Source organism: Streptomyces sp. NPDC021100 (genome assembly GCF_044333095.1).
Classification (GTDB): Bacteria; Actinomycetota; Actinomycetes; order Streptomycetales; family Streptomycetaceae; genus Streptomyces.
On sequence record NZ_JBIRQH010000004.1, the window covers coordinates 82,758 to 108,973 of the forward strand.

The 26,216-nt window shown below is 74.3% G+C and carries 22 protein-coding genes; 8 read left to right on the forward strand and 14 right to left on the reverse strand.

The genetic code is table 11. The annotated features are described in order from the left end of the window. Position 1: 1 nt before the first annotated feature. The 6 genes from ACH4PU_RS09805 to ACH4PU_RS09830 form a co-directional block, all read right to left on the reverse strand. Positions 2-4,765 (reverse strand): lipopolysaccharide biosynthesis protein, encoded by a 4,764-nt coding sequence (locus ACH4PU_RS09805; protein ID WP_398268702.1) that lies wholly within the window; start codon positions 4,763-4,765, stop codon positions 2-4. Continuing rightward, positions 4,758-5,564, reverse strand: a complete 807-nt coding sequence (locus tag ACH4PU_RS09810) for a polysaccharide deacetylase family protein (protein ID WP_398268705.1) — start codon at positions 5,562-5,564, stop codon at positions 4,758-4,760. The genes ACH4PU_RS09805 and ACH4PU_RS09810 overlap by 8 nt, the downstream gene beginning before the upstream one ends. Continuing rightward, entirely contained in the window at positions 5,561-6,637 is a 1,077-nt protein-coding gene (locus ACH4PU_RS09815) for a glycosyltransferase (RefSeq protein ID WP_398268708.1), read from the reverse strand. The genes ACH4PU_RS09810 and ACH4PU_RS09815 overlap by 4 nt, the downstream gene beginning before the upstream one ends. Then, positions 6,634-7,503: a glycosyltransferase family 2 protein gene (locus ACH4PU_RS09820; RefSeq protein ID WP_398268711.1), complete on the reverse strand. Its 870-nt coding sequence runs from the start codon at positions 7,501-7,503 to the stop codon at positions 6,634-6,636. The genes ACH4PU_RS09815 and ACH4PU_RS09820 overlap by 4 nt, the downstream gene beginning before the upstream one ends. A 416-nt stretch (positions 7,504-7,919) precedes the next feature. Continuing rightward, positions 7,920-9,014 (reverse strand): GNAT family N-acetyltransferase, encoded by a 1,095-nt coding sequence (locus ACH4PU_RS09825; RefSeq protein WP_398268714.1) that lies wholly within the window; start codon positions 9,012-9,014, stop codon positions 7,920-7,922. A gap of 1 nt (position 9,015) precedes the next feature. Next, positions 9,016-9,576 carry a hypothetical protein gene (locus ACH4PU_RS09830; protein ID WP_398268717.1) on the reverse strand — a complete coding sequence of 187 codons (561 nt, stop codon included), beginning with the start codon at positions 9,574-9,576 and terminating at the stop codon, positions 9,016-9,018. A 383-nt stretch (positions 9,577-9,959) separates the two neighbouring features. Here ACH4PU_RS09830 and ACH4PU_RS09835 point away from each other — a divergent pair, with 383 nt between their 5' ends. Both ACH4PU_RS09835 and ACH4PU_RS09840 read left to right on the forward strand, forming a co-directional pair. Further along, positions 9,960-10,769 (forward strand): SGNH/GDSL hydrolase family protein, encoded by an 810-nt coding sequence (locus ACH4PU_RS09835; RefSeq protein ID WP_398268720.1) that lies wholly within the window; start codon positions 9,960-9,962, stop codon positions 10,767-10,769. Between the two features lie 278 nt (positions 10,770-11,047). Beyond that, on the forward strand, positions 11,048-11,314 hold the full coding sequence (locus ACH4PU_RS09840) for a hypothetical protein (protein ID WP_398268723.1): 267 nt from the start codon (positions 11,048-11,050) through the stop codon (positions 11,312-11,314). Between the two features lie 147 nt (positions 11,315-11,461). Here ACH4PU_RS09840 and ACH4PU_RS09845 read toward each other — a convergent pair whose 3' ends face one another. Then, complete coding sequence (locus ACH4PU_RS09845) at positions 11,462-12,211, reverse strand: GntR family transcriptional regulator (RefSeq protein WP_398268726.1); 750 nt, start codon at positions 12,209-12,211, stop codon at positions 11,462-11,464. A 33-nt stretch (positions 12,212-12,244) separates the two neighbouring features. Then, a complete protein-coding gene (gene hmgA / locus ACH4PU_RS09850; protein ID WP_398268729.1) occupies positions 12,245-13,570 on the reverse strand; it encodes a homogentisate 1,2-dioxygenase in 1,326 nt (441 codons plus the stop codon). A gap of 219 nt (positions 13,571-13,789) precedes the next feature. Here hmgA and ACH4PU_RS09855 point away from each other — a divergent pair, with 219 nt between their 5' ends. After that, positions 13,790-15,208: an aldehyde dehydrogenase family protein gene (locus ACH4PU_RS09855; RefSeq protein WP_398268732.1), complete on the forward strand. Its 1,419-nt coding sequence runs from the start codon at positions 13,790-13,792 to the stop codon at positions 15,206-15,208. 262 nt (positions 15,209-15,470) lie between these two features. Further along, entirely contained in the window at positions 15,471-17,168 is a 1,698-nt protein-coding gene (gene ctaD / locus ACH4PU_RS09860) for a cytochrome c oxidase subunit I (protein WP_398268735.1), read from the forward strand. Positions 17,169-17,327: 159 nt separating this feature from the next. Here the strand turns inward: ctaD and ACH4PU_RS09865 are convergent, their stop codons facing one another. Together ACH4PU_RS09865 and ACH4PU_RS09870 are read right to left on the reverse strand one after the other, a co-directional pair. Next, positions 17,328-17,966: a YqjF family protein gene (locus tag ACH4PU_RS09865; RefSeq protein WP_398268738.1), complete on the reverse strand. Its 639-nt coding sequence runs from the start codon at positions 17,964-17,966 to the stop codon at positions 17,328-17,330. Positions 17,967-18,031: 65 nt separating this feature from the next. Further along, the gene (locus ACH4PU_RS09870) at positions 18,032-18,655 is read right to left on the reverse strand and encodes a hypothetical protein (protein WP_398268741.1); all 624 of its coding nucleotides are present in this window, start codon (positions 18,653-18,655) and stop codon (positions 18,032-18,034) included. 315 nt (positions 18,656-18,970) lie between these two features. Between ACH4PU_RS09870 and ACH4PU_RS09875 the strand changes: the two genes are divergently transcribed. After that, positions 18,971-20,050: a Zn-dependent alcohol dehydrogenase gene (locus ACH4PU_RS09875; RefSeq protein ID WP_398268744.1), complete on the forward strand. Its 1,080-nt coding sequence runs from the start codon at positions 18,971-18,973 to the stop codon at positions 20,048-20,050. A gap of 216 nt (positions 20,051-20,266) precedes the next feature. Here the strand turns inward: ACH4PU_RS09875 and ACH4PU_RS09880 are convergent, their stop codons facing one another. Beyond that, positions 20,267-20,824 carry a DUF2165 domain-containing protein gene (locus ACH4PU_RS09880; RefSeq protein WP_398268747.1) on the reverse strand — a complete coding sequence of 186 codons (558 nt, stop codon included), beginning with the start codon at positions 20,822-20,824 and terminating at the stop codon, positions 20,267-20,269. A gap of 198 nt (positions 20,825-21,022) precedes the next feature. On the opposite strand from ACH4PU_RS09880, the gene ACH4PU_RS09885 reads away from it, so the two are divergent. Both ACH4PU_RS09885 and soxR read left to right on the forward strand, forming a co-directional pair. Further along, complete coding sequence (locus ACH4PU_RS09885) at positions 21,023-21,661, forward strand: TetR/AcrR family transcriptional regulator (RefSeq protein WP_398268750.1); 639 nt, start codon at positions 21,023-21,025, stop codon at positions 21,659-21,661. A 16-nt stretch (positions 21,662-21,677) separates the two neighbouring features. Next, positions 21,678-22,127: a redox-sensitive transcriptional activator SoxR gene (soxR, locus tag ACH4PU_RS09890; protein WP_398268753.1), complete on the forward strand. Its 450-nt coding sequence runs from the start codon at positions 21,678-21,680 to the stop codon at positions 22,125-22,127. A gap of 77 nt (positions 22,128-22,204) precedes the next feature. Here soxR and ACH4PU_RS09895 read toward each other — a convergent pair whose 3' ends face one another. Beyond that, on the reverse strand, positions 22,205-22,822 hold the full coding sequence (locus ACH4PU_RS09895; RefSeq protein WP_398268756.1) for a hypothetical protein: 618 nt from the start codon (positions 22,820-22,822) through the stop codon (positions 22,205-22,207). Positions 22,823-22,953: 131 nt separating this feature from the next. Further along, positions 22,954-24,276, reverse strand: coding sequence for a serine-threonine protein kinase (locus ACH4PU_RS09900; protein ID WP_398268759.1), 1,323 nt, complete (start codon positions 24,274-24,276; stop codon positions 22,954-22,956). Between the two features lie 233 nt (positions 24,277-24,509). On the opposite strand from ACH4PU_RS09900, the gene ACH4PU_RS09905 reads away from it, so the two are divergent. Further along, positions 24,510-25,145 (forward strand): TetR/AcrR family transcriptional regulator, encoded by a 636-nt coding sequence (locus tag ACH4PU_RS09905; protein ID WP_398268762.1) that lies wholly within the window; start codon positions 24,510-24,512, stop codon positions 25,143-25,145. 53 nt (positions 25,146-25,198) lie between these two features. On the opposite strand, the gene ACH4PU_RS09910 is transcribed toward ACH4PU_RS09905, so the two are convergent. Next, a complete protein-coding gene (locus tag ACH4PU_RS09910) occupies positions 25,199-26,194 on the reverse strand; it encodes an MBL fold metallo-hydrolase (protein ID WP_398268765.1) in 996 nt (331 codons plus the stop codon). Positions 26,195-26,216 lie beyond the last annotated feature (22 nt).

The window sequence follows — 26,216 nt, forward strand, 5'->3', positions numbered from 1 at the left end:
CTCACGACATCGTCGCCAGGCGCTGGACCAGGACCGCCACCAGGACCGCCAGCAGCGGCATCGCGAACCAGAACGAGCCCTGCATCCAGCGCAGTTGCCGTACTCCCGGCCGCATGCCCACCCGGGTCAGTTCCCGGGCCGTCAGCAGGAGCAGCAGGGCGAGGGCCATGACGCCGCCGGTGAGGGAGACGGGGGTCCAGGTGATGTGGGGGCCGGTGGGGCCGGGGTGGGGTGGGTCCGCGGGGCCGGGGGGTTTGTCGCGGAGTTCGTAGAGGGCCGCGTCGGTGTTGGTCAGGACGCGGCGGAGTTCCGGGCGGCGGTCCAGGGCCCGGCGCATGCGGTGGTCCCAGTCCGCGGTGTAGCCGGCGCTGAGTTCCAGGTACGTCGACTGGCCGTGGTTGAGGACGAGGTACGCGTTCGGGCCGGCCGCCCGGAGGGCCGTGACAAGGTCCGGCGCGCCGCCTGACGGGTCGCGGGGCGCGAGCGTCGGCTCGTACAGGACGCGTTCCATGTCACGGGTGCCCCAGGGCATGGCCGGAGTGACGTTGTTGAGCGTGTCGCTGCTCATCCAGAGCAGTTTTACGGTCGGCCTGTCGTGCGCGTAGACGTAGTCCATGGCCGCCACCTCGCCCGGGCGGACGCGTTCGAAGTCCTCGTTGCCCCAGCGGGCCACCAGGAAGCCGAACAGCAGGACCAGGCCGGCCGTCAGCGCGCACAGGGGGGCGGCCAGGGGGCGGGGTTTCCGCCCGGTCGCCGGGAAGAGGGCCAGGGCGCCCAGGACGCAGGCGCCCGGCACCGCGAACAGGAAGACGCGCAGGGCCACTTCACCGCCGTACGACTGCATGCCGAACGCCAGGAACGGCACGCACGTCAGGACGGCCAGGGCCGTGTCGCCCACGCCCGCCCGGCGGCGGCGCCACCAGCCGAGGGCGGCGAGCGCGAAGACCCCGCCGGCGAGCGCCACCCGGGTGTACAGCACCAGCTTGTGCACCGGGTTGCCGCCCTCGATGCGGCCCGCGACGGACGACGAGACGTTGCCGCCCAACGAGCCCAGCCCGCCGAACAGTTCGTCGAAATGCCCCGACCAGTACGGCTCCGCCAGGAACCCCACCCACACCGCCAGCAGCACGCCGCAGAGGAGCGGCAGGCCGCGCAGCGTGCAGCGGCGCACCAGCACCAAGGCCGTCAGCACCCCCAGCATGACGAACGGCGTGAGCTGGTGGCTGGCGACCGACGCCGCGAACAGGGCGATCAGCACGCCCAGCAGGAGGGTCCGCGTCCGGCGGTCCGTCTCCTCCACCCGGCGCTCGCCGGGCAGCCGCCGGCCCGGGAGCTCGCCCGGCCAGCGGAACCAGACGAGCAGCACGGCCACGAAGAGGAGGTAGAAGACGTAGTTGAGGGACTGCGGCGAGAAGTAGTCCTGGCCGACCCAGCCGCAGAGCGCGAACAGCCACAGCGCCGTCCACTTGGCCCGCCAGTGCGCCCGCACGGCCCGCAGGAGCAGTGCCAGCGGCGCGAGCGAGAGGAGCTGGACGGCGAGCGGCCACCAGCGCAGCACCTCGGTGAGGTCGTCCACGCCGCACGCCCGCGCGGCGAACGCGGCGAGCGCGAAGAAGCCCGGCCAGCTCCAGCGCGCGTCCAGGTCGGGCGCGGCGGTGCCCGTTCTGTCGATGTAGTCGAGGAAGCCCAGGTGCTGCCAGGCCGTCGCGAAGCGGGGGCGGTCCTCCAGGACCGCCGGTACGGCGTGCAGGGACACCACCGTCGCCAGCAGGACGGCGGCGAGCAGCCAGGTGCGGGGCCGGGCGGGCACCAGCGCGGCGGCGAAGCACACGACCAGCAGCGCCGCCCCGACGAGGGTCGCCACCGGCAGCACCGAGACCAGCCCGAGGCCGCCCATCCCTTCGAGGTTGACCTCGCCGAGGGCCCGGAGGGGGAGCCAGTAGAGGGTGAGCGCGGCGGCGAGCAGGATCCAGATCCCGGCTTCGGGCCGTCGCCGGGGACCGGTCCACCGGCCGGTCCGGGTGGCCCACCGGCCGGCCCACCGAGTGGCCCGACCGGTGGGCGCCGTCCGCCCTTCCGCCGCTTCGGTCGGCCGGGCGGCCACTGCCTGCGCGGTACGCGTCGGCGTGCCGGAGGACGTCGTCGGACCGTTCGGCCCCGCCGGACCGTTCGGGCCCGCCGGGTCCGGGCGCTCCGGCGCACCGGTCCGGCCGTCGCCGTCGCCGTCGGGGTGGGCCGGTCCGGCCGTCGCCGCCCGCGGTTCACGGGCCTCGGGGGGCGCGGTTCCGGCCGCCTCCTCCTCCCCCTCCGCCTCCGCCTCCGCCGGATTCCGGACGTCGACGACGGCCCCGCCTCCGCCGTTCACCGGGCCCGGGCGGGCCCCCGGTTCCCGTGCCGTCCGCCCGGCCTCCCGGGGTGCCGCTTCCGCCCGTTCGTGTCGCCACGTCGTGCCCGAGAGCGCCACGGTGGCCTCCGGTGCGGCCGGCCCGGACGGGCCGCGCGACGCGGGCGCGGCGGCCTCGGCGGCTTCGGCGGCCTCGGCGGTGCGGCGGTCCGGGACGGACGGCTCTCGGGCCGGGCCCGCCGTGTCTCCCGCTGTCGCCGGGCCCGTCGCGTCCGCCGCCGGGCGCACCCGGCCGTCGGGGGCCGCGCCCACATCCGCCTCCGGACCCGCGCCCGCGCCCGGCCCCGCGCTTCTGCCCGGATCCTCGTCCGTCCGTGCCCGCACGTGCGCCCGCGGAGCCGGTTCCCCGCCCCCCGCCGCACCCGTCCGCTCCTTGCGGAGGCGCACGCCGCCGCGGGCGGGGGCGGCGTCCGGGCGGTGGCCGTCGGTGTTCTCCGGTGTGTCCATGCTCCCTCGGCCCCCGTGCCCCCGTGCCGTCGTCCGGTCGTCGTCCGTGCCCGCCGGGCGGTTCCCGGCGGCCTGAGGCGTGCCCGCCGGGCGGTTCCCGGCGGCCTGAGGCGTGGCCGCCGGGGGTTCCCCGGCGTTCTGAGGCGCGGCCACCGCGTCGCCGCCGGGCCTCGGCGTGCCGCCCGGTGCCGTGCGTGCGGTGCCGTCCCCCCGGAACGGCGGCGCGCCCCGGCCCGTGCCCTCCGCGCGGAGGGCGAGCGGCTCGGGGGAGAGGCGGACGTCCGGGCGGCGTTCGAGGTGGTCGAAGTCCAGCCGGACGCCGAGGGGGAGGGTGTCCGCGTCCAGGGCGGCGCGCAGGGCCCAGCGGGTGCCGTAGCCGGTCTCCGCGGCCCGGGCGCGGTGCCGGCGGGACGCGAGGTCGGCCAGGTCGCCGTCCGGGGCGGCCTCGGCGGCGCGCTCCGGCGCGACCGCCCGGGGCCGGGAAGGGGCCCGGAGCACGCCCCACAGCTTCACCGCCGCCACCGAGGCGATCACCGTCAGGCTGGAGATCTCCGCGACCCCCGCCCCCGTCAGCCCCATGCGGGGGAGGAGCAGCAGCGTCAGGCCCAGGACCAGCAAGCACAACAGCCCCTGGAGCCACGCCAGTCCGGCCGTCCGGCTCTGGGCCCGCAGCACGGCGAAGTACGTCTCCATGACCACCCGCAGCACCGCGCCCACCGCGAACCAGCGCAGCAGCGGCGTCGCCTCTGTATAAGCGGGACCGAAGACCCCCAGGATCCAGGGCGCCAGGACGAACAGCAGCCCGCACACCGGCAGCATGAGCTTGGCCATCCGGCGCAGGGCGGCCCGGCAGTTCTCCGCCAGCCGCTCGGGGTCGTGCGAGCCCTCGACGGTCAGCGAGGCGCCCATGTTGATGGCGAGCAGGTTGACCGTCCCGCCTATGGTGGACGCGATGTAGAAGTACGCGTTCTCGGCCGAGCTGATCTGCGAGGCGACGAGCACCGGCACCAGGTAGACGACGGCCAGCGAGAACAGCGACCCGGTGTAGTCCCCGGCCAGGAACCGGCCGATCTCGCGGGCGGAGGCAGGGCGCGCGGACGCCTCCGTCGCCCGGACGTGCTCGGGGACCAGCCGGCGGAACACCAGCCAGCCCAGCGGCAGTACCGAGACGGAGATCGACACCACCCAGGAGGCGAACACCCCGGTCCCGGGCAGCGCCGCCGCCAGGGCGATCAGCAGGGCGAGCTTGGCCGCGGAGAACGCGGTGTTCCCCACCGGCACCCACACCGCCTGGCGCAGCCCGGTCAGCACGCCGTCCTGGAGGGTCAGCAGCGACCAGGCGACGACGGCGGCGACGAACACCAGGCCGTGCGACGGCCCGCGCAGCGCCTCGTAGGACGGGCCCCAGAGGTCGAGGGTGAACAGGAAGACGCCCGCGGCGACGGCGACGACGAGGGAACTCGCCGCGTACGTACGGACCACCAGCCGTCCCGTCGTCCGGCCCGCGACCGGTATGAAGCGGGCCAGCGCTCCGGTCAGGGTGACCGCGGTGAGGCCGGCGAGCAGCTTCATGGCGGCGATGGCCGCCGAGCCGCGGCCGACCGCGTCCTCGCTGTAGTAGCGGGCGGCGATCAGCCAGAAGCCGACCCCGAGCACGGCGCTGATGCCGGTGTTGAGCATCAGGGCGAACGCGTTGCGGAACAGCGGGCTGCCGCCGCTCCCGCCCCTCTTGCCCCCCTTGTCATTCCCGCCGTGCCCGCCCTGTTCGTCGCCGCCGGGGCCCCCTCCGCCCCGTCCGCCGCCCCCGCCCCGTCCCGGCAGCCGGAATCCGCGGCCCGCCGGTGCCACCGCCCGCTCCTCGGTCCGTGCGGACACGTCCCGTGCGGACGGGTCCTGGGTGGACGTGTCAGCCACGCGCCCCTCTTGCCTTTCTCATCGCCTGCCGGCCCCTGCGGACGACGGCGTACCCCTTGGTCAGGGCCCGGTCGGCGGCGAACAGCCGGCCGAGTGCCCGGCCGTGCACCATGCGTTCGAAGTCGGGGATCCCCGTCGTACGGCGCACGGTCACCCGGCGCACCGCGTACGGGCCCTGCCGGCGGGCGGCCAGACCGTTGCCCACCGCCAGCGAGATCCCGAAGCCGGTCGAGCGCACCGCCTGCCGCACCCGGCGGCTGGAATACCCGTAGGGGTAGGCGAACGAAACCGGCGGCCGGCCCAGTTCGCCGGTGAGGATCTCCCGGCACCGGCCGAGCTCGAACGCCAGCCCCGCGTCGGGCAGTTGATCGAGCTGCGGGTGGGTGTGGCTGTGCCCGCCGATCTCGGCCCCGGCCTCGGCCAGCTCGCGCACCTGGTCCCAGGTGAGCATGAGGTCGAGCGCGCCCCCGGTGTCGTACGGCCCGCGCAGCCAGCCCGTGGAGACGAACACCGTTGAGGCGAAACCGTGTTCGGCGAGGACGGGGAGGGCGTGCCGGTGCACGCCCTCGTAGCCGTCGTCGAACGTGATCAGCACCGGTTTCGACGGCAGCGGACGGCCGTCCCGCCAGGCCCCGGCCAGTTCCCGGGTCGTCAGCGGGACGAAGCCGGCCGCGTCCAGCAGCCGCATCTGCTCGGCGAACGCCTCCGGCGCGACGGACAGCGCGTGCGCCGCCCGGGAGGGGGAGTGTGCCACCGAGTGGTACATGAGGATCGGCACCTCGGCGGGTGTCGTCGTCATACGCCCCCCTCCCCGGCGTCGGACGGCCCGTCCACGGCGGTCCCCGCCACCGCGGCCCCCTCCGTCGAGAAGCGCCCGCCGCCCCGGCGTGCCCGGACGCTGCCGAGCGCGTAACCGGCCGCCGCCGCGGCCACCCCGGTGAGGATCGCCGCGGCCCGCCCGGCGCCGCCGGGCCGGCCGAGCAGGGCGTCGCGCAGCCCGCGCGCCACGCCCGCCGGGAGCACCCGGGTGGTGTAGCGGCGCTCGGACGCGAGCCCGTCGCGCGCGCCGACGCTGTGCGCCACCAGCGCCTTGGACAGGCCCTCGGCGTACGCCCGGGTGCGCAGATAGCCGAACCGTTCCCGCTCGGCCGGGACCCGGTGGTGGATCACCGCCCGGTCGTCGATCAGCAGCACCGCCCCCGGCACCGCCCGGGCCAGCCGGATGCACAGCTCCGTCTCCTCGCAGCCCAGCGGTAGCCGGTGGCCGTCCCGGCCGATGCCGGAGGCGAACCCGCCGACGGCCGTCAGGGCCGATCTGCGGAACGAGGCGTTGCCGCCGAGGACGTTGCGCACCCGCACCCGGCCGGGCGGCAGGCCGCGGTACGTGCAGCCCACCGCCCAGTCCATCTCCTCGGGGAACCACGCGGGCCGGGCCCGCGAGGCCCACACCGGCTGGGTGCGGCCGCCGACCGCCATCACGCGCGGATCGGCGTACGCCCGGGCGAAGTGCAGCAGCCAGTCGCGCTCGGCCACCGCGTCGTCGTCCAGGAAGGCGACCACCTCCCCGGACGAGGCCGCGACGCCGGTGTTGCGCCCGGCGGACAGGCCGCGCGGACCGGCGTTGGCCAGCACCCGGACGCGGCCCGCGGTGCCGTCCGGCGCGCCGAGCCCGTCGTCGCCGTACACCTTGGCCAGCCGGCGCAGCAGCGCCGGGTTGTGGTCCACGACGAGCAGGGTCTCGCGCGCCGGGTAGGACTGCGCGGCCACCGAGGCCACCGCGGCGAGGATGTCGCCCCAGCGGTCCTCGGTGTAGACGCAGACGACCACCGAGACGTCCGGCGCCGAGGTCCGCTCCGCCGGCGCTGTGCTCAAGACACCTCCCCGCGGCTCGCGGCCGGCGCGATGGCCAGCGGCCGGCGGGCCGGATGCCGGCGCCGCCGGGAGCCGCGCTCGCGCAGGATGACCTTGAGGACCCGCAGCCCGTCGCGCACGGCCCGCAGGTTGCTGGCGCCGTGGATGCGGACGAACTCGTGGCTGGGGATCTCCTGGACCCGCAGGCCGGCCTTGACGACTCTGATGTTCATCAGCGTCTCCACCTCGAAGCCGGCGCAGTCCAGGGCGATGTCGTCCAGGACGCGCTTCCAGAAGGCGTTGTACCCGTAGCACAGGTCCGTGTAGCGGGCGCCGAACTTGTGGTTGACGATCGAGCACAGGACGCGGTTGCCCAGCTTGCGGATGGGCGTCATGTCGTCCGTGCCGCCCCCGTTGGCGAACCGGGACCCCTTGGCGAAGTCCGCGCCGCCCACCAGGGCCGAGACGTAGCTGACGATCTCGTTGCCGTCGGCCGAGCCGTCCGCGTCCACCATCACGATGATCTCGCCCGAGCAGGCGGCGAACCCGGTGATCAGGGCGTCGCCCTTGCCCTTGCCCTGCTGCTCGACCACTTTGACGGCCGGCCAGAGCTCCCGGGCCACCTTGACGGTGTCGTCGGTGGAGTTGCCGTCGACGAGGACCACCTCGTGGATCCAGGACGGCAGGGTCTTGAAGACGTACGGCAGGTTCTCCGCCTCGTTCATCGCGGGGATCACCACGCTGACCGGCGGTGCTATCGCGAACTGCGGCGACACCGGGCGGTACTGGGCGGGTGGTTCGAGGGGCCGGGCGGTCTCGCCGCCGGCGTCGGTCCCGGGGTCCCGGTCGTGGTCCTGACCGGCCGCCGGGCGCAGGAACGAACTCATGATTCTCTGTTTCCCTCTCGTCCGGAGGACCGCCCGCCCCCGAGCGGTCCCATGGTGTGTCCGGTTCGAAAAGGGGGTCTCACCCTGTCCGGTGCGGCGATCAACCGCCGTGCGTACAGGATGAGTTGGCGAAGAGCACAGGCCGCGCGGCACGCGACTCGACACGGATCTCCCCGGCCGAGCGCGGCACCCCCTGCCGCGCCCCGCCCCGGATCCATCGCGGCGACTGGAGCCCCTCCCCGGAGCCGCAAGAACTGATGGACCGATGCGGGTAGATGTACGACGGTATTGAAGCTTGAGACTGTATGGCAAGAGGTGAGTCGGAGCCTCCTCCTTTGGTGTCCTTTGTTCCTGACGCACCGTCCGGTGTGCGAACGCACACCCGGAGCGCACCGGCGCAAGACGTCCGCCGTGGCTCAGACGCTCCGCCGCAACCGTCCCACCTGCTTGAGCAGCCGGTCGGCGGGTTCGAAGAGTTGGGGGCGTGCGACGACGGCATTGCGCAGCGCACGCACCGGCGCACGCCGGGCCTTGTGCCCCAGCGCGACCGGGTGACGCCGCATCACCCACCCTTCGGACACGGCGAGTTCGCGCGTCTTCAAGGAGTCCTTGTACGCCTTGCCGCCCCGCCCGAGGTCCAGATGGGTCAGCCCCGCGGCGGCGGCCCCCTCCGCCATCCGTACGTGCAGCACCAGCCCGGGCGAGTACTTCGCGAACCCCGGGTCGTACGCCGGGAACCAGCACGCCAGCACCGTCCGCGACCGCAGTCCGAAGTGCGCCGCGACCGGCCGGCCACCCGCGTAGAGCACGGACAGCAGGCCGCCGAACGCCTCCGAGCGGGTGTGGAAGAGCTGCTCGACCAGCCGGGAGATCCAGGGGCGCGCGAAGCGGTCGCTGCGCCCTGTTCTTCGGTACTGCGCGGACTTCCAGCCGATCAGCGTGCGCAGTACGGCCGGGTCCCGCTCGTCGTGCACGTACCGCACCCCACCCGCGTCCCGGCCGAGCCGGCGCTCCTTCGCCAGCGTGGTGCGGGTGAACTTGGGCGACTGCTTGCGCAGTGCCGCCAGATAGGAGTCGAAGCCCTGCTCGACGTCGATGACGGGGGAGGGGAAGGCGCCGACCGCACCCTCCTCGAACGGCTTCTGCCCCTCCACCAGGTGGTCGAACTCCCACAGCGACAGCCCACAGGCCGCCAGCAGCTCCTTGGCGTCCCACTGGAATCCGGGCCGGTGCACCAGCCCCTGGGCGTCCGAGACGCCGAGCCCGATCGCCCGGCCGATCCCGAACGCCGAACGCTGAAAAGGGAAGAAGGCGGCCGGAGCACCCTCCTCCCGGACGACCGCGATCCGGACCCCGCGCCGGCAGCGGCCCACCGCCAGCGCGAACTCCGGTGCCAGAAAAGGGTTTCCGAGCTGCGGCGCACCGTCCTCCACCGCCCGCGCCTGCATGGCCGACCACGCCGCCCGGTCGGCCGCGGTGAGTTCACCCGGGCGGTGGACGCTGACCTCCACCTCAGGTCGTCCGGTCGCTCGTGCCGCGCCCCCGGTGGCGCCAGGCGTGCGCCAGCAGGAAGAGGAGCAGGCTGACCGCCGCGACCGCGGCCACCCCGCCGCGCACCGTCCAGCTGTGCAGCGCGAGCATGGTCTGGGCGGTCAGCAGGTCGACCGCGACGGCCCCGCCGGCCGCCACCACGGCGCGGCTGAGCGGGTCGAGCCCGCGCAGCGCGGCGGCCACGCCGCAGGCGGGCGCCACGATCAGGAAGAAGAGGGTGAAGGGCGCCCGCAACGGCGAGCCGATGTCCAGCAACGCCAGCGCCGCACCCGCCCCGGCCATCGCGGCGGCGGCCCCGGCGACGACGGGCAGGGAGTCCGCGGCCGGACGGGAGAGGGGGCCGCCGTCTCTCCCCGGGCGCCCGGGCGGCCCGCCGGGCGGTCCGGAACCGGACGGGCCGTCGGGCGGTTTCGCGCCGTACGGTCCTCCGGGTGGTCCGCCGGACGGTCCGCCGGGCGGTTCCTGGCCCGCGGTACGGAGATCGCTGTCATCGAGACCGATGGGATCGCTGAAGCTCTGCATTGGCGACTTAGCCCCCCGAAGCGCCGGATGCCGGGCTTCAATGTCGCGCAACGGGCGAAGGCCGTCAAGACGTGAAGGAAGGGCGAACAGGCTTCTGGGCACGGGTCCCGGCCACAAACGGAGCCTTGCCTCCCGGTGAACGTCCGGCGCGCCCCCTTCATCGTCAACTCACTTTTGAGCGACGGCTGTTCGGGTGATCATTCGGTTCGTTCGTTGACGCCCGGCGCGTGATGGCGCGCGGCCCGGGGCGGCGTCAGGTCCTTCATCCTTCACGGAATGGCCATCGGAGTGGGAGTGTGCCGCAAGGTTTGTCATGGACACTTCCGGAAGCTCCGTGTCGCTGCTACCACAGGGGTGGCAGAGACCCCTGCTAGGGAGGATCCATGAAATCGCACCGCATCACGGGTGCCGCATCGGCCGTGGCCCTCGCCCTGACCCTCGCTCTCGGCGGCGCCGGCGCCGCCCAGGCCGCCCCGCGGGCCGCCGGCGCGGCCCCTTCTTATGTCGCCCTCGGCGACTCCTACTCCTCCGGCGTCGGCGCCGGTTCCTACCAGTCGTCCAGCGGTGACTGCAAACGCAGCGACAAGGCGTACCCGGCGCTGTGGTCGGCGGCGCACAGACCCGCGTCGTTCGCCTTCACCGCCTGTTCGGGCGCCCGCACCGGGGACGTCCTCACCAAGCAGCTGACCTCCCTCACCCCCACGACGGGCCTCGTCAGCATCAGCATCGGCGGCAACGACGCCGGCTTCGCGGACGCCATGAGCACCTGCGTCCTCAACAGCGACAGCGTCTGCCTGGACCGCATCGCCACCGCGAGCGCCTTCATCCGCGACGAACTGCCCGCCAAGCTCGACACCGTCTACTCCGCCATCAGCACCCGCTCGCCCAAGGCCCGCGTCGTCGTCCTCGGTTACCCCCGCTTCTACAAGCTCGACGCGGTCTGCGTCGGCCTGAGCGAAGCCAAGCGGAAGGCCATCAACAACGCCGCCGACCTGCTCGACTCCGTCATCGCCAAGCGGGCCGCCGACCACGGCTTCGCCTTCGGCGACGTCAACACCACCTTCGCCGGGCACGAGCTGTGCTCGGGCAGCCCGTGGCTGCGCAGTGTGACCCTGCCGGTCGACGAGTCCTACCACCCGACGGCCGCCGGACAGTCCGGCGGATACCTGCCGGTGTTCTCGTCGGCGGCCTGAGTCCCTTCCAGACCGTCCCGGCCCCCGCGACCGCCGTCGCGGGGGCCGGGACGGCCGGCCCCCGCCCGCCGTGTGAACACGCGGCGACGGAGGGTGACTTCCGCCCGCCGTGCACCATTGCCGACGTCCCGTCAGGCCACCACGGTCCGAAAGGTTCAGGCCAGTGTCGTCAACCCCCTTGACGGGGTGGTGAATCCGTTCGCGGATGCGCGGGTGACGCGATGGGGCGGTAGGGTTACCCTGCCTTGGCCGGGTGCCTCGTACGGGTGGGGAGTCTCATGGACCAGATAACAATGCGCAGCAGGCCGCGTGTGCCTGCCATCGAGTGCGGGAGCGGCGCCTCCGGTGCCCGTCTCGAACGCCATCTCGCGGTGCTCGCCGGCCCCGCCGTGCCGCAGCGTGACACCGAGGGCGCGACTCTGCTGATGCGCGAGCTGACCTCGCGCGACCACGCGCGGGCGGACGCTTCCGGCCGCACGGCGCGCGTTTCCCTCTTCGCGCCCCTGCGCCGGCTCCGCCGGTCGCTGTTCGGCAGCCGCCCCTGACCGTCGCACCCGGCGCTCGGCGGTCCCAGAGGTCCAGGCGTTCCCTTACGCTCCCCGGCGTTCCCCCGTGCCCGCACACACCCGTGCCCACGCGCCCGTCGCGCCCGCGCAAGGGCTCAGGCCCCTTGCCGTGCCCGCGCAGGGACGTCAGCGCGCCTCGACCGTCACCGTGAACGAGAAGCGGTCGCCGCGGTAGTGGATCCGGGCCACGTCCACCACCCGGCCGCTCCCGTCGTAGGTGACCCCCGTGTAGTGCAGGATCGGGCTGAGCAGCGGCACGTCGAGCAGCCGCGCGGTCTCCGGGTCGGCCAGCCGCGCCTCCACGGTGTCCGTGATCCGGCTGATGCGCACCCCCAGGGCGTCGCGCAGCACCTTCGTCATGGGCCAGCGGGTCAGGTCCTCCAGGCCGATCCGGCCGGCCAGGTCGGGGTGCACCCAGTTCTCCGCCCAGTTGACCGGCTCGCCCGTCTCGCCGTCCCGGCGCAGCCGCCGGAACGCCACCGCCTCCGCCAGCCCCGGGAAGTGCTCGGCCAGCTCGCCGGGGACCGGCGCCGGGCCGTGGCCGAGCACGGTGGTCCGCTCGCCCGACTGCTGGGCCACGATGGTGTCCACCGAGCCCAGCAGCCGCACCGGTGAGCCCCGCCGGGCGCTCGGCTCGATGAAGGTGCCGCGCCGCCGGTGCCGGCTGATCAGCCCCTCCTCCTCCAGCTCCTTCAGCGCCTGCCGCATGGTCAGCACGCTCACGCCGTAGTGCGCGGCGAGCGCGTCCTCGGTGGGCAGGCGCAGCGGATCGTCCGGGCGGCGCCCGAGTATGGACGCGCGCAACGACTGCGACACCTGATACCAGAGCGGCAGTTTGCGGTTGAGCGCCAGGGAGTCGGGGGCGAAGGTGGTCACGGGGGCTCCGGCTCTGCGGTGGTTCAGGGGGGTTCAGGGGCGGTAGTGCCGCTCCAGACCCTGCCACACGTCGTCGTACCCCGACTGGAGGTGTCCGGCGTCCGCCGCCTGGGCGGTGAGCGTGACCGGCCACCGGGTCTCGAACATGAAGGCCAGCCCGTCGTCCACCTTGTGCGGCTTGAGTTCGGCGGCGCTGGCCCGGTCGAAGGTCTCCCGGTCCGGCCCGTGCGCCGACATCATGTTGTGCAGCGAGCCGCCGCCCGGCACGAAGCCTTCGGCCTTCGCGTCGTAGGCGCCCTCGATCAGACCCATGTACTCGCTCATCACATTGCGGTGGAAGTACGGCGGCCGGAAGGTGTCCTCACCCACCAGCCAGCGCGGCGCGAACACCACGAAGTCCACGCCCGCCAGGCCCGGGGTGTCCGACGGCGAGGTGAGCACGGTGAAGATCGACGGGTCGGGGTGGTCGTAGCTGACCGTCCCGATGACGTTGAACCGGCGGAGGTCGTAGACGTACGGGACGAGGTTGCCGTGCCAGGCGACGACGTCGAGCGGCGAGTGGTCGTACACCGCCTCCCAGAGGTTGCCGCAGTACTTGTTCACCACCCGGACCGGCCCGTCGGTGTCCTCGTACGCGGCCACCGGGGCGAGGAAGTCCCGTGCGTTCGCGAGGCCGTTGGCGCCGATCGGGCCCAGGTCGGGCAGGGTGAACGGCTGCCCGTAGTTCTCGCAGACGTAGCCGCGCGCGGTCGCGTCGAGCAGCTCCACCCGGAAGCGCACCCCGCGCGGGACCAGCGCCACATGGCCCGGCTCGGCACGCAGCAGGCCGAACTCGGTGCGCAGCAGCAGCCCGCCGCGCTCGGGGACGATCAGCAGCTCGCCGTCGGCGTCGCCGAAGACGCGGTCCGTCATCGAGGCGTTGGCCGCGTACAGGTGGATGGCCATGCCCGCGCGTTGCGTGGCGTCGCCGTTGCCGCCCAGTGTCCACAGCCCGGCGAGGAAGTCCGTGCCCTCGGCGGGCTCCGGCAGCGGGTTCCAGCGCAGCCGGTTGGGGTCGGGCACGGTCTCGGCGAAGGGGGCGCCGCGCAGGCCGCCGTTGTCGATCCGGGTGAACGGGGGGTGGGCGGCCGACGGGCGGATCCGGTAGAGCCAGGACCGGCGGTTGTGCCGCCGCGGCTCGGTGAAGGCGCTGCCGCTGAGCTGCTCCGCGTAGAGCCCGAGGGGCGCCCGCTGGGGCGAGTTGCGCCCGTGCGGCAGCGCGCCGGGAACGGCCTCGCTGCTGTGCTCGTTGCCGAACCCCGAGGCGTAGACGAGCCCTTCGGCCGTCTTGCGCGCCCGCTCTCTGTCCGTGCCGGTCATCGTGTGCTCCCACTGCCGGAGGAATCCTCTGCATGACCGTAGGATTGCGGGGCCCGGTGCGTCAATGGACCTTGAGCGCCGTGTTCCGCGGTGGGGCGGCCGGGCGGGGACCGCCTCTTGGTGCGGACCGGGGGGCCGGTTAGGTTGGCAGTCCCTGCCGTGGGCCCGGCAGTCCCCGCCTCCGGGCCCACGCCCACCGCGAACGCGAGGAGACGCCCTGTGACCGCGTATGACGGGATGTTCGTCGACGGAGCCTGGCGGCCCGCCCGGGGGACCGGCCGGATCGAGGTGGAGAACCCCGCGACCGAGGAGGTCGTCGCGAGCGTCCCGGCCGGCACGGCCGAGGACGTCGACGACGCCGTCCGGGCCGCCCGCGCCGCCCTGCCCGGCTGGGCCGCCACCGCGCCCGCCCGGCGCGGCGCCCACCTCACCGCCCTGGCCGACGCGCTCGCCGCCCGGCAGGAGGAGATCGCCGCCACCGTCACCACCGAGCTCGGCTCGCCCATCGGCTTCGCCCGGCGCGTCCACGCCGGACTGCCGGTCGCCGTCGCCCGCTCCTACGCGGAGCTCGCCGCGACCTTCGCGTTCGAGGAGCGGATCGGCACCTCGACCGTCCTCCACGAGCCGGCCGGCGTCGTCGGCGCGATCACCCCCTGGAACTACCCGCTCCACCAGATCGTCGCCAAGGTCGCGCCCGCCCTCGCCGCCGGCTGCACGGTCGTCCTCAAACCCGCCGAGTACACCCCGCTGACCGCCCGCCTCTTCGCCGAGTGCGTCGCCGCCGCGGGGCTGCCCGCCGGGGTGTTCAACCTGGTCACCGGGTACGGCCCGGAGGCCGGGCAGCCGCTGGCCGAGCACCCGGACGTCGACCTCGTCTCCTTCACCGGCTCCACCGCCGTCGGCCGCCGCATCGGCGCCCTCGCCGGCGGCGCCGTCAAGCGCGTCGCCCTCGAACTCGGCGGGAAATCGGCCAACGTCATCCTCCCCGGCGCCGACCTCGCCACGGCCGTCCGCGCCAACGTCGCCGACGTGGTGCGCAACGCCGGCCAGTCCTGCAACGCCCTCACCCGCACCCTGGTGCACACCGACCACTACGACGAGGCCGTGGCCCTCGCCGTCGAGGCCGTCGCCGCGTACGTACCCGGCGACCCCACCGAACCCGACGTCCGCCTGGGCCCGGTCGTCAGCGCCCGGCAGCGCGACCGGGTGCGGGAACTGCTCCGCAAGGGCGCCGAGGAGGGCGCCCGCGTCGCCGCCGGCGGCGCCGAACCGCCCGAGGGCCTGGACAAGGGCTACTACGTGCGCCCCACCGTCCTCGCCGACGTCACCCCCGACATGACCGTCGCCCGCGAGGAGATCTTCGGCCCGGTCCTGTCCTTCCTCCGCTACCGCGACACCGAGGAGGCGCTGCGCCTCGCCAACGACAGCGAGTACGGCCTCTCCGGCGCCGTCTGGGCGGCCGACCGCGACGAGGCCGTGGCCTTCGCCCGCCGGATGGAGTGCGGCCGCGTCGACGTCAACGGCGGCGACTTCAACATCCTGGCGCCCTTCGGCGGCTGGAAGCAGTCGGGCGTGGGCCGCGAACTCGGCGTCCACGGGCTCGTGGAGTACCTGAAGACGAAGTCGCTCCAGCTCTGAGCCGCGGTGCGGGCGTTCCGAGCCGTCGTGCGGGCGTCTGAGGCGTCGTGCGGGCGTCTGAGGCGCGGTGCGGGCGTCTGAGGCGCGGTGCGGGCGGCGCCGGTGGGTGCCGCCCGCACGGCCGCGCCCACGGCCGGCGCAATGGGCGGCCGCGGGCGCGGCCGTGCCCTATCACGGTGACGGGCAGCACCGACGTGGGCGGCCCGCCGGGTGGTGGGGGCGAGCGGGCCCTTCCGCCTCCGAGACAGGCGGAAGGACGCGCATGGCGAGTACGACGACGCGGCACGAGGCACCCGCCGAGCGCGACCCCGCGCGGGGCGTGGGCGCGGCGGCGATCGACTGGCTCGGCACGACGGACCACAAGAAGATCGGCACTCTCTACCTGGCCACGTCGTTCGTCTTCTTCGGCATCGGCGGCATTCTCGCCCTGGTGATGCGCGCCGAACTGGCCCGCCCCGGGCTGCAGATCGTCTCCAACGAGCAGTTCAACCAGGCGTTCACCATGCACGGCGCCATCATGCTGCTGATGTTCGCCACCCCGCTGTTCGCCGGATTCGCGAACTGGATCATGCCGCTCCAGATCGGCGCGCCCGACGTGGCGTTCCCCCGCCTGAACATGTTCGCCTACTGGCTGTACCTGCTCGGGTCGCTGATCGCCGTCGCCTCGTTCCTCACCCCGGACGGCGCGCCCGACTTCGGGTGGTTCGCCTACACGCCGCTGTCGGACGGGGCGCACTCGCCGAACGTCGGCGCCGACCTGTGGATCATGGGCCTGGTCTTCTCCGGCTTCGGCACGATCCTCGGCTCGGTCAACTTCATCACCACCATCATCTGCATGCGCGCGCCGGGCATGACGATGTTCCGCCTGCCGATCTTCACCTGGAACGTGCTGCTCACCGGCGTCCTCGTGCTCCTCGCCTTCCCGGTCCTGGCCGCGGCCCTGCTGGCCCTGGAGGCCGACCGGAAATTCGGCGCGCAGATCTACAATCCGGCCAACGGCGGGGCGCTGCTCTGGCAGCACCTGTTCTGGTTCTTCGGGCATCCCGAGGTCTACATCATCGCCTTGCCCTTCTTCGGCATCGTCAGCGAGATCATCCCGGTCTTCGCCCGCAAACCGATCTTCGGTTACGCGGGGCTGATCGGCGCGACGATCTCCATCACCGGGCTGTCCGTGACGGTGTGGGCACACCACATGTTCCCCACGGGGGCGGTGCTGCTCCCCTTCTTCTCCTTCATGTCGTTCCTGATCGCCATCCCGACCGGGGTGAAGTTCTTCAACTGGATCGGCACCATGTGGAAGGGCTCGCTGTCCTTCGAGACACCGATGCTCTGGGTGACCGGCTTCCTGGTGACCTTCCTCTTCGGCGGGCTGACCGGTGTCATCCTGGCTTCGCCGCCGATGGACTTCCACGTCACGGACTCGTATTTCGTGGTGGCGCACTTCCACTACGTGGTGTTCGGGACGGTGGTGTTCGCGATGTTCGCCGGATTCCACTTCTGGTGGCCGAAGTTCACCGGAAAGATGCTGGACGAGCGGTTGGGGAAGGCGCACTTCTGGACGTTGTTCACCGGATTCCACATGACCTTCCTGGTGCAGCACTGGCTGGGGGCCTCGGGGATGCCTCGGCGGTACGCGGACTATCTCGACGCGGACGGCTTCACGGCGCTGAACACCGTTTCGTCGATCGGGTCGTTCCTGCTGGGGCTGTCGACGCTGCCGTTTCTGTACAACGTCTGGAAGACCGCGCGATATGGCAAACAGGTCGTCGTGGACGATCCTTGGGGGTACGGGCGGTCGCTGGAGTGGGCGACGGGTTGCCCGCCGCCGCGGCACAATTTCTGTACGCTGCCGCGGGTGCGGTCGGAGTCGCCCGCTTTTGACCTGCACCACCCGGATATCGCTCAGCGGGATCAGGTGGAGAACGTGGGGGAGCGGGATGTGGTGGAGCCTGGGGGGTGAGTGCCCCGGGCCCTCCCCCAGAGGGGGCACCCCCATTCACCGTCTCCTGGGGGCTTCGCCTCCAGACCCCCTGTTTCGCGGCTTCGCCGCTCGTCCTCAATCGCCGGACGGGCTGGGATCAGCCCGTCCGGCGATTCTGGGGGCGGGGCCGGGGCACCCTCACACCGGACGCGGGAAGCCGAGCCGCACCCCCCGCACGCCGGGTGAGAAGTGCACCAGCGGCGGCCCCGCCGGCTCCGGCAGCCCCGCAGCCGCCGTCAGCGTCTGCCGCACGTCCTCCGCCCGAGCGGCACGCAACCGCCACGGCTCATGCTCGACAGGCGTCTCCCACAGCAGCCCCGCCCCACGGCTGTACGCCCGCCACCGAGCCGTCAGCCACACGTCCAGGTCACCGGAGGCGAGCCGCTCCCCTGCCCGTACGGCCAGCCGGTACGCCGGGCCCCCACCCCGCCGCTCCCCGGCGTACCGGACGACCGGCCCGTCCCTCCACCGCCGCAGCCGCCCCAGGTGGTAGGGGATTCCGAGCGCCCGGGCCGCCAGGAGGGCAGGGGCCGTCACCTCCAGGGAGAGGAACCACAGGCCCGGCCCGCCGTCCCCGATGCGGACGTAGGTGCGCAGGTTGGTCTCCGGGAACGTCCACCGGGGGTACGGCAGGCCCAGTGGCCGCACCGACGCCATGACGAACGGCGTCAGCCCCACCCAGGCGGCCCCGTCGAAGGTGTCGACGACGACGCCCGGCGGCAGCAGGGCCTGCACCACGCGCGGCTCGTAGCGCCAGTGCAGGAACGACTGGCACACCCAGCCGGCCGTCAGGCACGGACGGGTGACACGTTCCCCGGGAAAGGGTGGCACCCCGGGCCCGGTCACCGGACGAACACCTGGCCGTCCGGCAGTTCCACCAGCGTGGTGACGCGGACGAGCGCGGGCCGGCGGGGGACGGAAACGGGTCCGAAGCGCACGGGCGGTTCCACCCGCGCGAGGGGCCCCAGCCCGGTGCCGTCCCACGTGGCCTCCCCGTCCGTGATCGGGTGCAGATCGCGGGCGCCGTAGAACGACCGGCGGCCGGACGGGGACCGGCCGACCGTGCGCAGGCCCAGCAGCCGGGCGGGCAGGTCCGCCGAGCGGATCCACAGCGGGCGGGTGGCGGCGGCGGTGGGCACGGCGCGCAGGAGCCGGCCCGGGAGGCTCCGGGGACCGACGGTGAAGCGCCAGCTCAACGGGCCGGCGGTCACCGTCCAAGAGTCGGCGGTCCGTACGACCGCCACGGGCCGGACGTCCACGCGGTCGAAGGCGTAGGTGGCGGCGACGAAGTCCGCCACCCGCCCGGTGGGGGCCAGCAACCGGCGCGTTCCGTCCGCGTGTTCGACCATGACGTCGCTGAAGGGGCCGAACGGCGACCAAGGCCAGTGCCCCAGCACGAGACGGGTCCCGGACGCCGTTCCGGCCCCCGCGATCCAGCCGTCGAACCGCGGCCGCGCTCTCGTCACGGCCGGGTCGCGCGGGCGACGGCGGCGCGCGGCTCCGGGTACGGCCGCCGGGGCGCCGCCGCCACCCCGGCGGCTCCGGCGGGCCGGCGCTCACGCACCACACGTGTCCTCATGCCCCCACGAGTACCCGGTCGGCTGCCCGGCATCCCCCGTGACGGCGGAGGGCGAGGGGCCTAGGCTGAGCCACGGTTCCAGGGGGTGTCCCGGGGGCCGGTGCGTACGGTCCGGGGCACGCTCCGTCCGCGTACGCCCCGCCGGCCCGTCCCCGGTGCGCCCGTCGCGCCGGGCGGGCCCCCGACCGAGAGGTGACCGCCCGTGACCCGCGCCGCCGTCCTGACCGCCGTAGGTGCCCCGCTCCGCGTGACCGAGATCGAGCTGCCGGACCCGGGGCCGGGGCAGGTGAGGGTGCGGATCGCCGCGGCGGGGGTGTGCCACTCGGACCTCTCCCTCGCCAACGGGACGCTGCGGCAGCCCGTTCCGGCCGTGCTCGGGCACGAGGGGTCGGGGACGGTCACCGCCGTCGGGGAGGGCGTGGCGCATGTGGCGCCGGGGGACGAGGTGGTGCTCAACTGGGCGCCCGCCTGCCGGGATTGCCACTTCTGCGGGATCGACGAGCCGTGGCTGTGCGCCGAGTCCCTCGCCCCCGCCGAGCCCTACGCCACGCTCGGCGGCGACGGCACGCCGCTCCACCCGGCCCTGGGGACCGCCGTGTTCGCCGAGGAGACCGTCGTCCGGGCGGCGGCCGTGCTGCCGCTGCCCGCGGGCGTACCGCTTGCCGACGCGGCGCTGCTGGGCTGCGCCGTGCTCACCGGTTACGGCGCGGTGCACCACAGCGCCCGGGTGCGGGCGGGGGAGTCGGTGGTGGTCGTGGGCGTCGGCGGGGTCGGGCTCGCCACCGTGCGCTCCGCGCGCCTCGCGGGGGCGGAGCGGGTGATCGCCGTGGACGTCTCCCCGGAGAAGGAGGAACTGGCCCGTGCCTGTGGCGCCACCGACTTCGTGCCCGCCGGCGACGACGCGGTCCGGCGCGTCCGCGAGCTCACCGGCGGGCACGGCGCCGACGTGGCGATCGAGTGCGTGGGGCGGCCGGAGACCATCCGGGCGGCCTGGACGGCCACCCGGCGCGGCGGGCGCACCACCGTCGTCGGCGTCGGCGGCCGGGACCAGCAGGTCGCCTTCTCCGCCCTGGAGCTCTTCCACTCCGGCCGGACCCTGGCCGGCTGCGTCTACGGCAACACCGACCCCGCCCGCGACCTGCCTCTCCTCGCCGAGCACGTCCGCGAGGGACGGTTCGAGCTGTCGGCGCTGATCACGCGGCGGATCGGGCTGGAGGACATCCCCGACGCGTTCGCGTCGATGCTCGCCGGGCGCGGCGGGCGGTCCTTGGTGGTCTTCTGAGCGGTGGCCCGGCGGGGCAGCCGGCCGGTGAGGGCGCCGGGGCCTGCGGAGGGTCCGGGCCGGCGAGGGTGTCCGAGCCGGCGAAGAAGGCCGGGTCGGACCCCAGGCCCGGAGCCGGGCCCAAGCGGACGCGGAAGCCCCTGCGGACGCGGGAACCCAGGCCGGCGCGGGAGCCCCGCGTCGGCACGTGCGCCGGGCCCCGCGCCGGCCCCCGCCTCAGCCCACGACCCCGTCCTCCCGCAACCCCGGCAAGTGGGCGACCAGCAGCACCAGCCCGCCCAGCAGCACATGGCGCTCCGCCGCCGGCACCCCGTTCCACCGCGACGACTGCCACATCGCGAACCACTCTCCGCCGATCGCCAGGAACCCCACCCCGAACAGCAGCAGATACAGCACCAGCCCCAGCGTCGTGGCGCGCCGGGCCGGGCCGAGGGGCCCGTGCCGCGTGCCGCGCAGCCACCGGGCCGTCGCCACCGTCAGGACCGCCGCCGTCAGCGCCTCCCAGGCGATGATCAGCAGGTAGGCGGCGTCCTGGAGGGGGCGTGAGGTGACGGCCCGCCAGGTCAGGTGGTCGTCGCCGGATGTCGTGTCCATCGCCAGGACGTGGCGGACGAACTGCCGGTTGGTGTCGAAGTCCGTGACGTTGCCGAAGACCACGAGCAGCATGAGGAGCGCCACCGTGCCGGTCAGCACGGCCGCCGCCAGGGGCAGCCCGTCCCGCCGTACCCCGGCCGCCCGGCCCCGTACCGCCGCTCCGAACCGTCCTCCCGCCATGCCGTCCCCCCTCGTACCAGGCCCGTGCCAGGACCACCGGGACGGTCCCGGGCGCGCCCGGAGCCGTCCGCCGCCTGAGGGCAGCATGCCCGGGTCCGGCGGCGCGTACGCGGGCCGAGCGGCTGCTCAGGGGCGGGATAAGGTGTCGTTCCCTCCGGAGGGGGAGGGGCCGGGGAGAGCCGAGCAGAGGGGGGCCGTATGGACGCCGGGGGCGGACGGGCCGAGGAGTGGGCCGATGTCACACCCGACGCCGCACGGCGGCTGCTGACCGCGGCCGTCCAGGCGTTCGCCGAGCGCGGCTACCACGCCACCACCACCCGGGACATCGCCGGCCGGGCCGGTATGAGCCCCGCCGCGCTCTACATCCACTTCCGCACCAAGGAGGACCTCCTCCACCGCATCAGCGGAGTGGGCCACCGGCTCGCGCTCTCCCTCCTCACCCGCGCCCGCGACGGGTCCGGCGGGGCGGCGGAGCGACTGGCCGACGCGGTACGGACGTTCGCGCGCTGGCACGCCGAGCACCACACCACCGCCCGGGTGGTGCAGTACGAACTGGGGGCGCTCGCCGGGGACCACCGGGCTGAGATCACCGCGCTGCGCCGGGAGACCGACGCCGTACTCCGCTCCCTCGTCGAGGACGGCGTGCGTGGCGGGGAGTTCGACGTTCCCGATGTGCGCGGGACCAGCCTGGCGCTGCTCTCCCTCTGCGTCGACGTCGCCCGCTGGTTCCGCGACGACGGCGAGCGCACGCCGGAGGAGGTCGGCGAGCTCTACGCGGGACTGGCCCTGCGCATGGTCGGCCATCGGCCCGCGCCGGACGCCGGCCGGCCCCTCTGACATAGGGTCGGTGACCGTGCCACAGATACCCACCACCCTGCACGAACTGACCGTCGGGCAACTGGCGGCCCGCAGCGGCGCCGCCGTCTCGGCCCTGCACTTCTACGAGTCGAAGGGGCTGATCAGCAGCCGCCGCACGGCCGGCAACCAGCGCCGGTTCGACCGCGACACGCTGCGCCGGGTGGCCTTCATCCGGGCGGCACAGCGGGTGGGCATCCCCCTGGCGACGATCCGCGAGGCGCTGGCCCGGCTGCCGGAGGAGCGCACGCCCACGGCCGAGGACTGGGCGGAGCTGTCCGAGGCGTGGCGCGGCGAGCTCGACGAGCGGATCAAGCGGCTGGAGCGGCTGCGGGACCGGCTCGACGGGTGCATCGGCTGCGGGTGCCTCTCGCTGGACAAGTGCGCGCTGTCCAATCCGGACGACCGGTTCGGCGGGAGCGGCCGCTGCGGTTCCCTGCTGAGCTGACCCGGCCCGAGCGGCGGCCCGGTGCCGCGGGCGTCGCCACCGGGACGCCCGCGCACCCGCCGTCGCCTCCGCACGTCCTACGCCACCGCTTCCGCGTACCGGGGGACGAACGCGTACCGCCGGGCCGCGGCCAGCGCCGGCGGGGTGAGGACGGCGACCGGCACCACGATTCCGCAGTCCGTGCACACCGGCCCCTCCCAAGGGTGCCGCTCCAGCCCCGTCCGCCACTCGATGCGCTCCTGTGCGCAGACCGGGCAGCAGTCCCCGGGGGCCGATTCCATGGCGTCGATCACCCGCCGCAGCACGTCCGCCAGCCGGGCGCGCGGCTGGAGGTCGGGGGAGGCGCAGGGGACGATGTCACACCCGCCCCACGTGTTGCGGTGCCAGTCGTCGAGGGCGGAGGGCTGGCGGATGCCGTCGTGCTTCTCGCGCCGGCGGCGGCCGGCGAACTCCACCTCGTAGGCCAGCCACACCTCCCGCGCCTCCTCCAGTTCCTCCAGGGCCCGGATCAGCCGCACGGGGTCGGGCGCGCGGTCGTCGGGGGCCAGGCCGGCCCGGGCGCACAGGTGGTGCCAGGTGGCCCGGTGTCCGTACGGGGCGAAGCGTTCGAGGCACTTGCGGAGCGACGTCCGTCGCAGAGCGATGGTGTTCCCCGGGTTGCGCACCTCTCGTGCGAGAGCTCTGAAACCTGCCACTGCTTCCCACCTCCGGCGAGCGGACTCGGACGTCCTCTGATGGCGCCGCCGGCCGCTGAGGGCCGACACGGTAGGGACGTATCGCGGCGCGATTCGGATCCCTCCGGCGCGGCGCGAGTCGGTCCCGTCCGCTAGCGCATGCCCAGTCCGGCGCGAAGGACGACACGTGCGAGCTCTTCGTGGCAGATGTCGCTATGGGCGCCGGCGGGCGGACCGCCGGTCCGGACGACCGCCGAGGCGTCGACGTTCACGCAGCCGTCCGCCGGCATCCCGTCCCCCAGCGCCTCGGCCAGGGTGGTGGCCGGGCAGCCCGGCATGTCCCGTACGCCGTCGTAGCCGAGGGCGCCCCAGCGGGTCAGGTCGATGCCCAGCAGTGAGTCGGCGTCGCCGGCCAGCCGGGACGCGAGGGGGTAGAGGGTCCCGAGAGCGGTGTCGTGCAGGGAGTGGCAGCAGACGAGCGGGCCGTCGACCCGGTCGGCCATCCCCTCCAGGACGCCGCCCCGGCGGGGGGCGAACGGCAGCCGGGGCGAGAAGGCGTAGTGCGAGAACGCGCCCTGGAGCAGGGTCAGCGACCCGACGCGGACGCCGTCGGGCAGGCCGCCGAGCGCGAACGAGACCAGCCGGGCGCCGAAGCTGTGCCCGGCCAGGTGCACGCGCGGCCCGCGCCCGGCGAGTTCGCCCGCCACCGGGCCGAGCCCCTGCCGTCCGACGACGCCGGCCCGCCGCTTCATCTCCCAGTAGGTGCCCTGCCGCAGCAGTTCGAGCGCGCCGCGCCAGACCCGGCCGAGGGCGCCGCCGAAGAGGCCGGGGGCCGGGGCGGCGCCGGTGGTCTCCAGCGCGTCCGCGAACCGGCCGCAGACCTCCAGCGCGCTCTCGGTGAACATGGCCGGGACCGTCGGTTCGGACGCGGTGTCCCGCGCCCACGCGTCGTCGGCGCTCCCGTCGCGCCCGCCCTCCCGGGGCCGGGGGCTGACCAGGGTGCGGACGAGGCCGGTGAACTCCTCCAGCCGGGCCCGGTCCTCGGGCTGCCGCTCGGCCAGCTCCGCCAGCCTGCCGATCACCGCCTCCCGGCCGGGGAAGGCCAGAGCCAGCGCCTCCCGGGTGCCGGGCGGCAGGCCGGGCCCGTCGTCGGTCACGGTGAACAGGCCGGCCAGGAAGGGCGGCGCCTCGTCGGCGAAGCGGAGCGAGGGCCAGATGACGCCGGCGTAGCCGACGCGCGGCGGGCCCGGGAGGGCGGTGGCACCGGCGAGGAGGGTGGGGAAGGGGGCGAAGAAGCGGGTGTAGAGGGCGGTGGCCGTGGCCCGGGTGTTGTTCCAGCCGTGCGCGAAGATGACCAAGTCGGTGAGGTTTTGATCGGTGACGCCCTGAAGGAGGGTCTCCCGCTCGCCGGTGTCGACGCTTCCGTCCTTGCCGAAGGTCAGTTCCCAGTACGGCTGCACACTCATGTCCGCCATGGAGCCCCCTGTGCCGGTCCGGTGTGCGCGCATGGTCCTGCTGTCAAGGGGGGCTGTCCAGCCTTCTTGCGCCCGCTCCTGCGTTCGTCCGACGGTTTGTCGCCGCCAACTCCCGGGCCGGGCGGGGGTCCTGCCCGGAACGCTCGAACGCGTGAGTGGCAAGATCCCCCCGGGGGAGCCGCGCCGCCCGGCGCGGCACATCAGCGACACCAGGCGACAAAGGGGTGGGGAACATGAAGAGGCCGGAGAGAGCGGAGCGAAACGGGGGAACGGGACCGTACGGAACGTCGGTGTGTGCCGGGAGGCCGGTGCCGCAGCGGCTGCTGGCCGCCGCCACCCGGCTGTTCGCGGACCAGGGCTACGACCGGACCTCCGTCCAGGAGATCGTCGAGGCGGCCGGGGTCACCAAAGGCGCTCTGTACCACTACTTCGGTTCCAAGGACGACCTGCTGCATGAGATCTACGCCCGGGTCCTGCGCCAGCAGCAGGAACGGCTGGACGCCGTGGCGGACCGGGACGCGCCGGTCGAGCAGCGGCTGCGCGACGCGGCGGCGGACGTGGCGGTGACCACCATCGAGAACATGGACGACACGAAGATCTTCTTCCGGTCCATGCACCAGCTCGGCCCCGAGCAGTACCGGCGGGTCCGGGCCGAACGGCGGCGCTACCACGAGCGGTTCCGGGCGCTCATCGAGGAGGGGCAGCGGACGGGCGTCTTCAGCCGGGCGACCCCCGCCGACCTGGTGGTGGACTACCACTTCGGCTCGCTGCACCACCTCGGCAGCTGGTACCGCCCGGACGGGCCGCTGACGCCGCGGGAGGTCGGCGACCACCTGGCCGACCTCCTGCTGCGGGCGCTCCGGCCGTAAGCGCTTGCCGATCCTTGCTGATCGGGACGGCCGATCGGGACGCGGCCGGGGTGCTACGCGTGGCAGGCCAGCGGCCGGCCGCCGTTCATCTCGGCCATGTCCCCCAGCACCTTCGGCAGATCGAGCGGCACGCCCAGCGGCAGCCCGTCGAGCTCCGCGTAGGCCCGGTGCAGGTTGCCGACCAGCCGCTCGCTCTCCTGGAGCGCCGCGAACTCGCCGAGGTCGGCCGCGCGCGCCACCTCCAGCGGGGTGCGCCCCGCCGCGTGCCCGGCGCGCGCCAGCTCCCCGACGTACCGGAAGTAGCGCTCCACGGTGTCGTACACGCCGGGGTCGGTCACCGGCCCGTGGCCGGGGACGACGGTCTCGGCGTCCAGGCCGCGCAGCACGTCCAGCGCGGCGAGGGAGCCGCTGAGCGAGCCGAACGGGATGAACGGCGTCCCGCCGTTGAAGACCAGGTCGCCGGTGAACACGATCCGCCGCTCCGGCAGCCAGACGATGGTGTCGCCGACCGTGTGCGCGGGGCCGGGGTGGATCAGCCGCACCTCGGTGTCGCCGATGTGCACGGTGAGTTCGTCGGTGTACGTGAGAGTGGCCGGGGTGATCCGGACGTCGCCGTATTCGACCCAGGGCCAGATGGCGTGCAGCTGCGGCCCGACGGCCAGGGTCTGCTCGCGGCAGCCGGCGTGCCCGACGATGGTCGCCTCGGGGGCGAAGACGCAGTTGCCGTAGGTGTGGTCGCCGTGGTGGTGGGTGTTGACGACGAGGGAGGGCGCGGGGGCGCCGCTCGCGGCGACGGCGTCGCGCAGCAGCTCCGCGCGGCGGACGGTCGGGGCGGTGTCGATCAGCAGGGTGCGGCCGCCGTCGGTGACGAAGCCCGCGTTGTTCAGGCACCAGCCGCCGTCGGGCTGGACGTAGGCGCTCACCCCGGGCGCCAGCGGCACGGTGTAGGGGGCGGGGACGGCGTCCGGGCCGGTGGGGGCGGCGTCCGCCGGTCCGGCGGACGGCTCGGCCCCCTGGGAGCCGGACAGGGGGGTGCTGGTGCTCGACATCGTGCGCGCCTCTCCTCGGGGT

Excerpts from the sequence above, each read along its gene's own strand:
- ACH4PU_RS09910 (WP_398268765.1), bottom strand. The coding sequence starts at position 26,194 with ATGTCGAGCACCAGCACCCCCCTGTCCGGCTCCCAGGGGGCCGAGCCG.
- ACH4PU_RS09830 (WP_398268717.1), bottom strand. The coding sequence starts at position 9,576 with ATGCAGAGCTTCAGCGATCCCATCGGTCTCGATGACAGCGATCTCCGT.
- hmgA (WP_398268729.1), bottom strand. The coding sequence starts at position 13,570 with ATGACCGGCACGGACAGAGAGCGGGCGCGCAAGACGGCCGAAGGGCTC.
- ACH4PU_RS09840 (WP_398268723.1), top strand. The coding sequence starts at position 11,048 with ATGGACCAGATAACAATGCGCAGCAGGCCGCGTGTGCCTGCCATCGAG.
- ACH4PU_RS09835 (WP_398268720.1), top strand. The coding sequence starts at position 9,960 with ATGAAATCGCACCGCATCACGGGTGCCGCATCGGCCGTGGCCCTCGCC.
- ctaD (WP_398268735.1), top strand. The coding sequence starts at position 15,471 with ATGGCGAGTACGACGACGCGGCACGAGGCACCCGCCGAGCGCGACCCC.
- ACH4PU_RS09880 (WP_398268747.1), bottom strand. The coding sequence starts at position 20,824 with ATGGCGGGAGGACGGTTCGGAGCGGCGGTACGGGGCCGGGCGGCCGGG.
- ACH4PU_RS09820 (WP_398268711.1), bottom strand. The coding sequence starts at position 7,503 with ATGAGTTCGTTCCTGCGCCCGGCGGCCGGTCAGGACCACGACCGGGAC.
- ACH4PU_RS09885 (WP_398268750.1), top strand. The coding sequence starts at position 21,023 with ATGGACGCCGGGGGCGGACGGGCCGAGGAGTGGGCCGATGTCACACCC.
- ACH4PU_RS09905 (WP_398268762.1), top strand. The coding sequence starts at position 24,510 with ATGAAGAGGCCGGAGAGAGCGGAGCGAAACGGGGGAACGGGACCGTAC.
- ACH4PU_RS09810 (WP_398268705.1), bottom strand. The coding sequence starts at position 5,564 with ATGACGACGACACCCGCCGAGGTGCCGATCCTCATGTACCACTCGGTG.
- ACH4PU_RS09900 (WP_398268759.1), bottom strand. The coding sequence starts at position 24,276 with ATGGCGGACATGAGTGTGCAGCCGTACTGGGAACTGACCTTCGGCAAG.